General features: G+C 57.6%; 11 protein-coding genes. 4 read left to right on the forward strand and 7 right to left on the reverse strand.

Translation table 11 applies throughout. The annotated features are described in order from the left end of the window. Positions 1-5: 5 nt before the first annotated feature. Entirely contained in the window at positions 6-1166 is a 1161-nt protein-coding gene (locus tag PspCFBP13508_RS01990; RefSeq protein WP_137213485.1) for an outer membrane beta-barrel protein, read from the reverse strand. Between the two features lie 51 nt (positions 1167-1217). Continuing rightward, positions 1218-1736, reverse strand: a complete 519-nt coding sequence (gene rfaH, locus PspCFBP13508_RS01995) for a transcription/translation regulatory transformer protein RfaH (RefSeq protein WP_130909792.1) — start codon at positions 1734-1736, stop codon at positions 1218-1220. A gap of 681 nt (positions 1737-2417) precedes the next feature. Between rfaH and PspCFBP13508_RS02000 the strand changes: the two genes are divergently transcribed. Next, positions 2418-3392 (forward strand): SDR family NAD(P)-dependent oxidoreductase, encoded by a 975-nt coding sequence (locus PspCFBP13508_RS02000; protein ID WP_137213486.1) that lies wholly within the window; start codon positions 2418-2420, stop codon positions 3390-3392. Between the two features lies 1 nt (position 3393). Here PspCFBP13508_RS02000 and PspCFBP13508_RS02005 read toward each other — a convergent pair whose 3' ends face one another. Both PspCFBP13508_RS02005 and PspCFBP13508_RS02010 read right to left on the reverse strand, forming a co-directional pair. Next, positions 3394-3603: a hypothetical protein gene (locus tag PspCFBP13508_RS02005; RefSeq protein WP_137213487.1), complete on the reverse strand. Its 210-nt coding sequence runs from the start codon at positions 3601-3603 to the stop codon at positions 3394-3396. Positions 3604-3697: 94 nt separating this feature from the next. Beyond that, entirely contained in the window at positions 3698-4624 is a 927-nt protein-coding gene (locus PspCFBP13508_RS02010) for an alpha/beta hydrolase (RefSeq protein WP_161984064.1), read from the reverse strand. 118 nt (positions 4625-4742) lie between these two features. Here PspCFBP13508_RS02010 and PspCFBP13508_RS02015 point away from each other — a divergent pair, with 118 nt between their 5' ends. After that, positions 4743-5648 (forward strand): LysR family transcriptional regulator, encoded by a 906-nt coding sequence (locus tag PspCFBP13508_RS02015; protein WP_130909794.1) that lies wholly within the window; start codon positions 4743-4745, stop codon positions 5646-5648. A gap of 140 nt (positions 5649-5788) precedes the next feature. On the opposite strand, the gene PspCFBP13508_RS02020 is transcribed toward PspCFBP13508_RS02015, so the two are convergent. The 3 genes from PspCFBP13508_RS02020 to PspCFBP13508_RS02030 form a co-directional block, all read right to left on the reverse strand. Next, positions 5789-8248 (reverse strand): fimbria/pilus outer membrane usher protein, encoded by a 2460-nt coding sequence (locus tag PspCFBP13508_RS02020; RefSeq protein WP_241662842.1) that lies wholly within the window; start codon positions 8246-8248, stop codon positions 5789-5791. Positions 8249-8445: 197 nt separating this feature from the next. Beyond that, positions 8446-9195 carry a molecular chaperone gene (locus PspCFBP13508_RS02025; protein ID WP_041478776.1) on the reverse strand — a complete coding sequence of 250 codons (750 nt, stop codon included), beginning with the start codon at positions 9193-9195 and terminating at the stop codon, positions 8446-8448. 68 nt (positions 9196-9263) lie between these two features. Beyond that, positions 9264-9866, reverse strand: a complete 603-nt coding sequence (locus PspCFBP13508_RS02030) for a fimbrial protein (RefSeq protein ID WP_101159472.1) — start codon at positions 9864-9866, stop codon at positions 9264-9266. Between the two features lie 320 nt (positions 9867-10186). Between PspCFBP13508_RS02030 and PspCFBP13508_RS02040 the strand changes: the two genes are divergently transcribed. Both PspCFBP13508_RS02040 and PspCFBP13508_RS02045 read left to right on the forward strand, forming a co-directional pair. After that, positions 10187-11407 carry an EAL domain-containing response regulator gene (locus PspCFBP13508_RS02040; RefSeq protein ID WP_024012832.1) on the forward strand — a complete coding sequence of 407 codons (1221 nt, stop codon included), beginning with the start codon at positions 10187-10189 and terminating at the stop codon, positions 11405-11407. A 173-nt stretch (positions 11408-11580) separates the two neighbouring features. Then, positions 11581-12288 (forward strand): response regulator transcription factor, encoded by a 708-nt coding sequence (locus PspCFBP13508_RS02045; protein ID WP_016774579.1) that lies wholly within the window; start codon positions 11581-11583, stop codon positions 12286-12288. The last annotated feature ends 15 nt before the right edge of the window (positions 12289-12303 follow it).

Here is a 12303-nt window from a genome sequence, read left to right on the forward strand (position 1 = left end):
CCCTCCTACAGACTGACGTCGAACGTGATCTGGAAAACATTGCGGGTGAAGCTTTCGTTGTCGGCATCGGAGTCGTTATCGCGGTGGCGGTAGGCGACTTCGACGTCCAGCCAGCGGCGCATTTCGTAATTCACGCCGAGTTTGTAATCCTGCAGGTCGTCGCTGCGGTCCTGGCCTTCGTAGACGTAATGGCCCATGCCGGCTTCGGCGACGGTGGTGATGCGCTCGGTCCAGCCGTGACGCCAACCGATCTGGGTGAAGGTGGCTTTCACCGCGTCGGACCCGTCGTCGCCTTCGGCCATGGCCTGGCGGGCGAGAAAGGTGAAGGTCGAGTAGGTGCGCGGTTTCCACGCCAGATCCACTTGCCAGGTAGGGTTGCTCAGGTCGTCGGAACCGCTCTGGTCGAAATTCTTGCGCTCGTAACCGACGCGCAATTTGCCGGTGGTTTTCGCTGTCATGTCCCACTCGGCCCCAGCCAGCACTGCGTCGGAGCGGCTGCTCCGCGGGCTGTTCGATTGCAGGTAGTCGAAGCGGGTGTGGTCGTATTCGAGCAAGCCACGGGTTTTGCTGCCGAGGCGGTGATACCAGGTGCTGGTCAGATTGCTGGTGTTGCGCTCCTTGTCATCGTTGATGCCATCGGAGTTGTCGTAGCGCAGCTGTGCGTAGCTGGCGCCGAGGTCGATCTGGTTCAGCGCACTGCGCGCGCCGAAGGTGTAGACGCCGCCGACGCGCTGGCTCTCGATCTTGTCGTTGATGCCGTCGACGGCGGTCGAGGTGGTGCGCTCGTATTTACGCGCCTCGGCTTCAAACTTCAGCCGGTGCCGATCGGTGAATTCCATGATGCTGTCGGCGCGCAGCCGCTGGGCGGTGTTCGAAGCGTCCGAAGCGCTGTGATAGATGTAGCGGGTCGGCTCCCAGATAACCCGCGTGGCGCTGTTGCGATCCTCGGCCTTGAGCTCGAAGGCCGGCGCCAAACGGGTGACCATGGTCGATTCGACATCGTGTTCGACTTCGCGAAAGTTGTCGTCGTAGCTTTCTGACAAAGCAAAGGTCGGGGTGAAATCGAAGCCGTAGACATTGATCGCTTGCGGCTCAACGCTCCAGGCAGCTTCGGGGGCACAGCAGGCGACGACTAAAACCAGGGAACAGCGAGGCTTCAGAGCCATGGATCACGCTCCTGATTAAGGGGGTCGGGGTCAGGGCGAAGCAGATCCGGACTATTGTCGCTGGCGTTCGAGGTAACTCAGCGGGACGCTGACGTGCTGTTGGCGGTTGAGGAAATTGAGCAGCATCATCACCCGCTCGTCGCCCTGCATCGACAGAAAAACGCCTTCAAGCGGGGAGAGTGGGCCTTGGACGATTTGCAGAGGTTCGCCGGGTTTGAGCTGCGGATCGGCAGGAAAGCCGAGCGACTCCTGGCTGCGCTCACGCAATTGCGCGATCACGTCTTCATCGACGCGGGCGGGCACATGGTTGAATTCGACGATGCGGCTGACACCACGGGTCGAGCGAATCGGTGCCCAGTTATCGTCGCGGCTCAGTTGAATGAACACGTAGCCGGGGAACAGCGATTCCAGGGTTCGTTGGCGTTTGCCACGAATACTGCGCTCGCTCATCAGTTGCGGCCGAAAGGTCGAATAGTTCTGTTGCTGCAGATTGAGTTGTGCCCGTTCATCCTGGCGGGGCTTGCACTGCAATAAATACCAGTTAGAACCGTTGCGGCAAACCGTTAGCATGCTGGAGTACTCCATACATAGCGATCGTTTAAGCAGGGCGGCCGATAGCGTGGGACGAGCCGTCATGCTTGCTAGTAGGTAGTAGGCTGATCAAGGCAAAGTGCCGAGCCAGATGCATCAATGTTTATTGGCAGAAGAAGTGTTTCAAAAATGAATCAACTTGGCTGGGTTATTGTTATATCCGTGGCCGTCTTGGCTATAACGAGTCCGCGCTTTTGTTCAAGCAAAGCTACCGCACGGTTCGCAGTTGCGACCTTCAGGATCCAATTACATAAGTAGCCTGAGAGCAAAAAGTGTGCGTCGGCGCGAGCTCATCGGGCAGTGATTAGTTATCGGCCAGTCTTTGCAAGCTGTCAATTGCTAACAGTCAAAAACATTACCTTTCATCCGCTGATGATGGCCATCTCACGTAAGTCATTGTTTGGTCAAGGCGGATTTTATTCGTCGGGTTTTTTAAACTTTTCGAAGTTGTTGAAGTCACGCGGGTTAGATGGCGCGCGTGATAGCAAATTAGTTTCAATCTTACATGTTTCGGTTCGTAAGAAGTTTTGATTTTAGATGCCTCGCGTCGGATGCTGCTGGCCCGAGTAACTAAGGTCGTCTATGAATAGTTACGGTCGTTCGCAGGTAAATGTTCGGGCTGCATATTTCTTGAAGTCAAACCGGTGAGCCGAGGCAATCATGAGTGTTCTGGTAACGGGTGCCGCAGGTTTTATCGGTTATCACACGGTCATGCGTTTATGTCGCGAAGGGCTAGAGGTTGTGGCGGTCGACAATCTCAGTCCTTATTACGACGTCAAACTCAAACAGGCGCGTTTGCAGAGATTGCAGACGCTGGCCAATTTCACGTTCCAGCGGCTGGACATTGTCGATCAGAGCGCTTTGACCGCGTTGTTCGAACACGGCCACTACAAACAGGTCATTCACCTCGCTGCGCAGGCCGGAGTGCGCTACTCGCTGGACAATCCTGATGCCTATGCGCAGTCGAATCTGGTCGGGTTTCTCAACGTTCTGGAAGCGTGCCGTCGTCACCCTCCAGAGCACTTGATCTATGCATCGAGCAGTTCGGTGTATGGCGCCAATACCAAGATGCCGTTTGCAGAAGACGATCCGGTCGATCAACCGGTCTCGTTGTACGCCGCGAGCAAACGCGCCAACGAACTGCTCGCGCACAGTTACTGCCATCTCTACGGCTTGCAGGCCACCGGCCTGCGCTTCTTTACCGTGTACGGCCCGTGGGGGCGACCGGACATGGCGCTGTTCAAATTCACCGAAGCGATGCTCAACGGGCGCGCCATCGACCTCTACAACCAAGGCGAAATGGCGCGGGACTTCACCTTTATCGACGACATCGTCGAAGCGATTTTCCGACTGCTCGACAAACCGCCCGCAATCAGCGCCGAGCGCGGCACCAATCGCCTGTTCAATATCGGTCGCGGCAGTCCGGTGGCGCTGATGAGCTTCGTCGAATGTCTGGAGCAGGCACTGGGCATCAAGGCTCAGCGCCGTTATTTGCCGATGCAGGAGGGCGACGTGCTGAAGACCTGGGCCGACGTATCGGCGCTGGCACGCTGCATTGACTTCAGCCCGCAGGTGCCGATCGAGCAGGGCGTGCAAGCGTTCGTGCAGTGGTATCGCGAGTTTTACCAGGTCTGATTCAGTGCAGGGTGACGGCCCTGCGACTTTCCCCGATGCGGATCCGGTCGAGGGCGCGGTTCAGCGCGTCCAGTGCATCGAGCAGCGCCTTGGCCTCGGCTTCACGCTCATCGCCCCAGAGGCGTTCGGCCATTTTGTTCAAGGCCAGAATGGCGCGTTCGATGTCGGCTGCGCTGGGGTTGCTGTCAGGGGGTGGTGGTTTTTTCGGCATTAAGGGTTCCTCGGCGGTCGGCAAACCACCATACCGCCAAGGCGCCGAGCTATACAGCCAGAAGTGTCGCCGATCAGCAGCGAATGCTGTCTGATCAGCAAGCCGCCCCAATCAACCCCGCCTCGATAAACCGCACCGAACTCTCCAGCGCCTGCTGCCCCTCGGCCAGCATGCCTGCGTAGAAATGCCAGGCGTGAAACATGCCGGGCCACACTTCGAGATTGACCCGGACGCGGTTTTCCGCCAGGTGATTGGCCAGACGCATGGCGTCACTGAGCATCAGTTCGTTTTCGCCGATCTGTACCAGAATCGGTGGCAGTCCGGTGACGTCGGCGAACACCGGCGACGCCAGCGGATGGTTGGCCAAGGTGTCGCCGAGAAAGGCTCGCGCGAGGATATCCAGCACGGGCTTGGAGTTCAGCGGATCAAGGCCTTCACGATTGCTCATGGAGACGCCGGTGTGTTCGAGGTTGGCCCATGGCGAGATGGACGAACCCACTGCGGGCAAGGGCAAGCCTTTGGATTTTGCCGCGACCATCACGCTGACCACCATCGCGCCACCCGCCGACTCGCCTGCGAAGGCAATCTTGCTGGCGGCGATGTTCTGCTCAAGCAACCACTCATAGGCGCGCAAAGTGTCATCGATGGGGGCGGGGAACTGATGCTCGGGTGCGAGGCGGTAATCCGGCATGTACACCCGCGCGCCGAGCATTTTTGCGTAGTTGCCGCCGATGCCGTGGTAGCCGTCAGGTCGACCGACGATGTAGGCACCGCCGTGGATGTACATCAGCACCGCGTCGGTCTTGAGTTCATCCGGAGTCACCAGCGTAGCGGGCACGCCGCCCATGTCGACTGCTTCAAACCTCACGCCAGCCGGTGGTTGATTCTGCCCTAGCATTTTTGCGTAGGCATCGCGGATGTCGCTCATCTTAGTGGTGGTATCGATACCCTTCAGCACGGGCACCAGATCGCTGAGGCTGTTGGCCCAGGTTTGTACAGCTGCTTTTACTTCAATGTTCATATGACCTCGATCAGACGTTAGTGATGGCTTAACTAATCGAAATGGTATGCTCATGATTGGGGAATAGGTTTCCCCATAACCGGTGCCAAGCCGCCTGAATGCCAAACCCGGAGGCCACATGGAACTGCATAACCTGAACGACATCGCCGCCTTCGTCGCCTCGGTGGATACTGGAAGTTTTACGGCGGCGGCCAGGCAACTCGGGCTGACCCGCTCGGCCGTCGGTAAATCGATCGTGCGGCTCGAATCGCGTCTGCAGGTCCGTCTGCTCAACCGCACCACCCGCAGCCTGAGCCTGACCGACGATGGTCGGGTGCTGTATGAGCGATGTGTGGGCATCTTGCAGGATCTGGACGAGGTCGAAGAGGCTTTGGCGTTCCGCCGTTCGACGCCCAGCGGCCGCTTGCGCATGAGCCTGCCGGTAGCACTGGGCCGGCTGCACGTTGTGCAGCACATCGAGCGCTGTCTGAGAGACTGGCCGTCGCTCGCCATCGACGCGACGTTTTCCGATCGGCTGGTCGACCTGATCGACGAGGGTTTCGATCTGGCGATTCGCATCGGTCCGCCCAAGGAAGACTCCGGGCTACTCACGCGCACGGTGGCTTACCAGCAAATGATCACCTGTGCCTCGCCCGATTATCTGAATGAACATCCGGCACCGCAGACACCCGAAGATCTCGCCGGGCATGCGTGCCTGCACTTCGTCAGCGGCGGCCGATTGCTGGCGTGGAATTTTCGCGTCAATGGTCAGCCTGTGCCGGTCATTCATGCCGGACGGCTGCAAATGGACAGCGCCGAAGCCTTGCATCAGGCGACTGCGGCGGGCCTCGGTATCGCGACGTTGCCATCCTATGTGGTCAACGATGACCTGCGCAGTGGCAAGCTTGTGCAGTTGCTCGCAGAGTACGCCGAGGCTGCCGAGCCGATCCGGGTGATTTACCCGAGCAAGCGACACCTGTCGCCGAAGATTCGGCTGTTTATCGACAGGCTGGTGGAAGCGTGGTCACCGGCGCCTTGGGAGTGATTGCCTGGTCATTGCAGCTGTTTTGCAAACTCCGATGTTATTGATGACGGCAATGTCCAAACTGTGCGCATTGAAAAGCCCTGAATCATCAGGGCTGAGTTCTGGCTGAGGGGGCGCAGAGTGACAAGTTCGCGGTCGGTCTACTTCGCGCTCGAAGAGCAAGCCAACCGATATTGCTCGTAGTTCAAACCCTCGACCTTTTCCGGCAGCTTGTATGGCACGGGGCAGCTTTTGCCCTGCCACTTGATGGTGATGACACCGTGATCTTTGGTCACCAGCGCCAGGGCCTTGCCTGTCGGATCTGACAATGCCAGTTGTTTGCCGTCGCTATCCAACAGCACCGCGCCGAATGGAATCGGCTGGCCATTGGCATCGTACAGTTCAAACTGGACGCGTCTGCCTTTGCTGCCTTCGAAGCGTGCAAGAACCACCGAACCTCGTCTTGGCACCAGTTGCTGGGTGGCATTGTCCAGCTCGATCTCACCGCCCAGGTTGCGCGTGTCCAGCGTTACCCAGTTGACGCGATACGGTTGCGCGTTAGGCAGAACCGCATAGCCGTTCAGGCCGGTTTTCACACCCGAATAGCTGCTGACTTCGACGCCCGACATGCCGGGGACTTCCACCAGGCCGAACGTTTCACCGACGGTCTGGCCCATATTGATGCCGCCGGCATGAGCCACGATCGATCCGGCCGCACTCAGGTTCTGCGACTCATAGCCGCTGCCTCGGCTGTAGCCAAAGCCCATATCGCCCATCGACGTACGGGTACTCAGACTGAGCGAGCCAGAGCGCTCGCCCTGGACGCTGCGCCCGGTCTGCACGGAATAGTAGGTGTCGCTGTCCTCGGTCAGATAACCATTGATCCCGGCTTGCGTGCTGGTACCGGCGTTCTGATGGTTACTGGAAACGTAGGCACGCGGTGCGCGTGGTGTCGATCCGAGCGGGAACGATATTGAAACGCTTAATTGCGTATCGTTGCTGGTGTCACCGCGTGCGCCGAATTCCTGGGTTTTGCTCAGGCTGATGTTGTAGTTCAGGTCGCGCCAATTGTTGTTGTAGCCGGCGGAAAAGCTGCGCGAGCCACCGCGATCCCAATAGCGCTGGTCACTGGCATTCAAATAAAGCGAGCCGAACTGGCGCGCTTCGCCAAGGGTCTGGTTGACCGTGAGATCTGTACGGGTTTTGGCATTGCCCGCGCGCCGCGTAGCGCCAGCGCTGGTGTCCTGCACATGGTCGGTCAGCGTGCGGTAACCCTCGGTCGAATAACGATAGGCGGCGAGAGTGAAGCTGGTATCGGTACCGGTGAAGGTCTTTGCATAGAGCGCGCGGACACTGCTGCCCTGGGTAGTTTTGCCGAATGCCTTGCTGGACGATTGCGTAACGTCCAGGGACATCGCGCCAATCGAGGTGTTCTTCGCCGCACCGATGGACAGCGCCTTGAAGCCGTTGCTCGCCTGAATGCCGGCAATGCCCGTCAGATTGCTGGTCAAGCCGTAGGCGAAAGTGCCCCCAAGGAAAGCCGGTTTGTCATAGCCCTCGCTGTTGTTGTTGAACTTGCCGCTCGACAGGCTGTACTTCAGTTGCCCCTCACGCACCATCGTCGGCAGGGCGGAGAACGCCTGCCGGGTTACCTTGCGCCGACCATCCGCTTCGACAATGGTGATCTCCAGGTCACCGTTGGAGCCCGATGGGTAGATATCACTGATCTCGAACGGACCCGGCGGTACATTGGTGGTGTAGAGAATGTAGTTGTCCTGGCGGACCTCGATCTTCGCATTGGTTTCCGCCACGCCACGAATGATCGGTGCATAACCGCGCTCACTGTCCGCACGCATGCCTTCATCAGAAGCGATCTTGACGCCTTGGTAGCGCACGCTGTCGAACAGATCCGAGTCGGAAAAGATTTCACCCGCGCTCAGTTGCCCCTTGATCGCCGTGAGGTCGCGCTGGATGAACGTGCGGTTGCTGACAAAACGGTTGGGCCGGCCGGTGGAGCTGCTCAGGTTGGATTCGTTGCGCAGACGCCAGGCACCAAAGTTGATGCCGTTGCGCAGCCCCAGGTTATTGGAGATTTGCGTGGTGTAATCGGTTTTGCTGCGGGTGCTGCTCAGCTGGTAGTTGATGAAACCGGCGGCCACACCTTGGTCCCAAAGCTCTGGATCTACATAGCCGCGCATGCCACGCGCCATGGCGACCTGCGGCACGCTGATATTGAGGCGCAGGCGGTTGGCATCGAAATTGAGACTCGCTTGCTCGATCATTGCAGGCAGGTCGTAGTGATCGGCAGGGTGTTGCTCGTCAACAAGACCCTGCTCACGCAGTTTGCGCATGTCCACACCCAGCTGCTGCAACAGTTCCAGGGTGATGCGTGGCTCGACTTTGCCGTTGACCGGGTTGGCCGCGAAATCGATATCGCGACGCCCGACCAGCGTGCCGTTGCTGAACACGTCGACGCGGTATTGGCCTGGCAAGACGCTGTTGGCATTCAGCAACGGTTGCAGATCGACCGCCGATGAACCTTCAAGGAACAGCGTATTGAAAGATTCACTCGCCACTGCGGCCGGGGCTTCGGCGCCCACGGCGAATCCGCAAATGGCCATGTTGATAGCAAAGCACAATGGATGCAGGCAGCCCAACGCCGCTTTGTTTTTCTGGCGCGCAACATGATGCATAACACAACTTTCAGATGTGTGGTGTTGGGAGGAAAACATGCAATTTGCCTTATCAGTCCGTGTTGCTTCAACCGGAGTCCGGAACTTTTGAATAGCTTGTAAGCTGGCAGGGTGGGGCGGGGGATTTACTGGGCGGAGGCATCTTTCACGCGCTCGGCATGGCTTTCGGCAACGCTTAGTGGTGCATCGAATCGTTGTTGTGCGCCGTAATCGTTAATTGCTGAAAAACTCAAATGCGAAGTGCCAGCTGGCAGATCTTTCAGATTGAATGAGCGAACTTCCCCTGGAACGATCATTGTCGAATCAATTACCAATTCCGCTTTTTTCCCTGCAACGACTTTCAGATCCGCCAGCGACACGTGGTAGTTGCTTTGGTTTTTTACTTTCAGCACCGACTTGCCAGCCTGAGTGACCAATTGCCATGCAAGTTGCTCCGGTGCCTTTGCGGCATCACCGGTGAGTCCGTCCGGGCGGAAGAAGACCTTGATACGCTGACGTACCGCCAATTGCAGCGTGTTGACATCGGCAGCACTGGCCTGGGGGATTTCCTGCACGTTCAGCCATACCACCGACTCCTTGTCCGCAGGCATGCCGCGGCCTTCATAAAGAATCCTCAGTAATTGCTGTTGATTGGGCTCAAGTTTGGCCAGTGGTGGAGTAACTGCGAAAGGCGGTGCGCTGCCAGCCGTGTCGCCGGCATCCAGCCACGATTGCGCCAGAATGGTTTGTCCGCCGTTGCGCACGGTGACATTCGCCTCTTTGTGCGCGCCATCGAAGATAATCCGGGTGGAGCTCAAGGAGATGCTGGCGAATGCCGAGTGCGTCATCAACACCCCGGCAAGCCCCAGGCAAAGCGGAAAGTAGCGACTTAACATAGATTTCACCGATTAATCTGGTCGGGAAGGACGAGGCACAGCGGCCCCGTCCAGGTATTGCGGGCTGCTTATTCGTATTCGAGAACGAACGGCAGAGTGGCGTTACCGGTACCGGCAGTAGCGGTGGTCTTGTCGCCGGTGGTGACGTAAGCGGCTGCGAACGACAGGGTGCCGTCACCGCCTGTGGTTGCGTCGCCAGTCAGGTTGGTCTGCACTTTGGCAGTGGCTTCGGAGCTCAGGTCGATCAACTGGCCATTGCTGTCCAGCAGTGCGATACCAACGCCTTTGGCCGCGTCTGCACCCTGTAGCTTGAGAACTTTCTTGCCATCAACCAGGCCCGAACCGCCGTTTACGGTTGGTTTGAACAGCATCGAAACCTTGGTGCCAGCGTTGCAGTTCACTTTCAGGTTGAAATCGTTGGCGGCCACACGACCGGCGCCCGGAGCGGAGTCGGTGCCCATGTCTTTGATCGACACGCTGCCCATGTCCACGGCAATCATCTTGTCGTTACCCAAGGCGCCATCTACCGAGCAAGCGTCGTTATTGATAACGCCGGTGAAGCTGATTTGACCGCTGCCGCCCTTGACAGCTTTGGCGGCTTCTTCAGCCACTGCACCAGTGGAGGCAGCCAGTACGGAAAGAGTGAGTACTGCGAAAGCGAACTTTTTCATGTTTATATCCGAAGTTATTGTGAAGTGCTGCATTGAAATGCCAGGCCATATTAGGTGTGCGGTGGTGGCGGGTCTTTGGGATTTGTCTTAAAGCGATAAAGGTGCGAGCCAGTCAGTAATATGGCCGTGGCGTATTTATATTTGCGGTAATGGTGCAGCGAACCAAATGAGACAATTCTCAAAGTCGTGCGGTCTTTGTCTGGTTAGTATTCGCGGATGCAGAAATTCTCAGTCAACGCAAAGTTTGTGAGCGGGCGTCCTGCTTGAAAGATTATTCAGACTTTCGCTATTAACGACTGATAGAAAGAGGTTCCAGGTTTGTGAACACGCTTCGTATATTGGTCTTGGAAGATCACGCCTTTCAGCGCACGGCGGCAGTCAGTGCGCTTAATAGTCTGGGGTACAAAAATATCTTTCAGGCGGCTGACGGCAAGGATGCGCTGGCTGTGATATCCCAGGCTGGAGGCGTGGACGTTGCATTGTGTGACTTGAGCATGGCCGGGATGGATGGTTTGACGTTCTTGCGCCTGGCGAGAGAAGCCGGTTTGATTCGTGCAGTGATCATCTGCAGTTCATTGCCTGAAGACTTGTTGCGCACGGTTGACCGGATTGTCACGTTGCAGGGGCTGGAATTGCTTGGCAGTGTCGGCAAGCCTCTGATGGTCGATGTGCTGGGGCCATTGTTGGCGCGTTATCGGCCGCACACTCCGGGCGATGCCAAAGTGGTGGAAAGTCATCTCGATCAGCCTTCGGAGAACGAAGTGCTCGAAGCGATACGCCGTCAGGAATTTCGCGCCTATTTCCAGCCCAAGTTTCATCTGCGCAGTGGTGAGGTGGATGGCGCCGAGGTGCTGGTGCGATGGCAGAGCCCCAGTCGCGGCTTGCTCTCGCCAGGCATGTTCTTGCCGACGATCGAGCGTTGCGGTCTGCTCGATGAGATGTTTTTCAGCCTGCTCACGCAAGGCTTGAGTCTGCAGCGCTTCGTCCAGTCTCACGGCAAGCCGTTCAAGCTGGCGTTCAATCTCGACGTGACGCAGATGGCCAATCCGAATCTTGTCGACCGGATCAAGGCGCTGTTGCGCATCCATGGCGCCTCGCCAGCTGGGCTCATTTTCGAGCTCACGGAAACCGGCCTGCTGCAGATGCCCGAGATCAGCATGGAAAACATGGTGCGTCTGCGCATGCTCGGCTTCAGTCTGGCAATCGATGATTTCGGTGTCGGCTATTCTTCACTTGAGCGGCTGTGCCAGATGCCGTTCAACGAAATCAAACTCGACGCCGGCTTCGTGCAGAATTTCCATCAGGCGCGCTACAGCGCGGTCATCCACGGGGCGTTGGCCCTGGCGCGGGAATTGGACATGCGCGTGGTGGCAGAGGGTATTGAAACCGCAGATCAGGTTCAGCATCTGGCGCGGCTTGGTTGTCAGTGGGGGCAGGGCTTCTTCTATGCTCGCCCGATGAATTGGGCGCATTTGGTCGACTGGCGTTTCGAGGGTCAGAAGTCATCCTGGCGCCGCGCAATAGGCACATCCGATCGTTGATGCAAGCGGCATTCTGACTTTTGGGACAAAGCCCTATTTCGTCACGCCTTTAAAACACTCATCATGTGCCGAGAAATCAATCAGATGCACCTGAATGCTTCGGTGATGCCCGGGATTTGCTGCGGTTGCCAAGTGCTGATGGTCCTCCAACACTCTTCATCATGGAGCTGTTCATGCATTGGTCAGTCGTGAATCCGTTACGCGTTGCCATCCTTGATGATCACTCGCTCATACGTCTGGCGATGAAGTCGCGGCTGACGCGCGAAGCCGAGTTCAGTGTCGTAGGTGTGTATGGCAGCAGCGCGCAGTTGCTCGCCGGATTGCGCGAAATCGACATCGACCTGCTGATACTCGATTACAAACTGCACGATGGGGAGCTGGACGGGCTCAATCTGATCCGCCTGCTGCGCAAGCAATATCCGGGCATGCGCATCCTCGTCTCTTCCTCAGAAGAGCGCCCGGCAGTTGTGAACATGGCGGTCGGGGCGGGCGTCAGTGGATTCTTCGGCAAGTCACAGTCGGTCGATGACCTGATTACTGCCATTCGCTGTGCAGCGTCCGGCCAGTTGTACCTGTCTCCAACCATGGCCTTTGAGCTTGACGTGTTGCCAGCATCGATCGAAGAGCCCGCCGGTGCCAAAGACGAGAGCGCGGCGCACAGCGACGATTTCCTCAGTAATCCTCTGCTGTCACCTAAAGAGAAAGAAGTCTTGCGCTGTTGTCTCGAGGGGATGGGGGTGACGCAGATTGCCTTGAAGTTCTCGCGCAGTCGCAAAACCATCAGTGGGCAAAAACAGGCCGCTTTCAAAAAGCTTGGCATTCGTGGTGACGCAGAGCTGTTCAAGTTGCAGCACAGCCTGACAGCCGACAACCAGGGATAACACGCTTATGTTTCA

The sequence above is a fragment of the Pseudomonas sp. CFBP13508 genome, from assembly GCF_005233515.1.
GTDB classification, from domain to species: Bacteria; Pseudomonadota; Gammaproteobacteria; order Pseudomonadales; family Pseudomonadaceae; genus Aquipseudomonas; species Aquipseudomonas mercuritolerans.

Excerpts from the sequence above, each read along its gene's own strand:
- PspCFBP13508_RS01990 (WP_137213485.1), bottom strand. The coding sequence starts at position 1,166 with ATGGCTCTGAAGCCTCGCTGTTCCCTGGTTTTAGTCGTCGCCTGCTGT.
- PspCFBP13508_RS02010 (WP_161984064.1), bottom strand. The coding sequence starts at position 4,624 with ATGAACATTGAAGTAAAAGCAGCTGTACAAACCTGGGCCAACAGCCTC.
- PspCFBP13508_RS02030 (WP_101159472.1), bottom strand. The coding sequence starts at position 9,866 with ATGAAAAAGTTCGCTTTCGCAGTACTCACTCTTTCCGTACTGGCTGCC.
- PspCFBP13508_RS02000 (WP_137213486.1), top strand. The coding sequence starts at position 2,418 with ATGAGTGTTCTGGTAACGGGTGCCGCAGGTTTTATCGGTTATCACACG.
- PspCFBP13508_RS02020 (WP_241662842.1), bottom strand. The coding sequence starts at position 8,248 with ATGGCCATTTGCGGATTCGCCGTGGGCGCCGAAGCCCCGGCCGCAGTG.
- PspCFBP13508_RS02005 (WP_137213487.1), bottom strand. The coding sequence starts at position 3,603 with ATGCCGAAAAAACCACCACCCCCTGACAGCAACCCCAGCGCAGCCGAC.
- PspCFBP13508_RS02045 (WP_016774579.1), top strand. The coding sequence starts at position 11,581 with ATGCATTGGTCAGTCGTGAATCCGTTACGCGTTGCCATCCTTGATGAT.
- PspCFBP13508_RS02015 (WP_130909794.1), top strand. The coding sequence starts at position 4,743 with ATGGAACTGCATAACCTGAACGACATCGCCGCCTTCGTCGCCTCGGTG.
- PspCFBP13508_RS02025 (WP_041478776.1), bottom strand. The coding sequence starts at position 9,195 with ATGTTAAGTCGCTACTTTCCGCTTTGCCTGGGGCTTGCCGGGGTGTTG.
- rfaH (WP_130909792.1), bottom strand. The coding sequence starts at position 1,736 with ATGCTAACGGTTTGCCGCAACGGTTCTAACTGGTATTTATTGCAGTGC.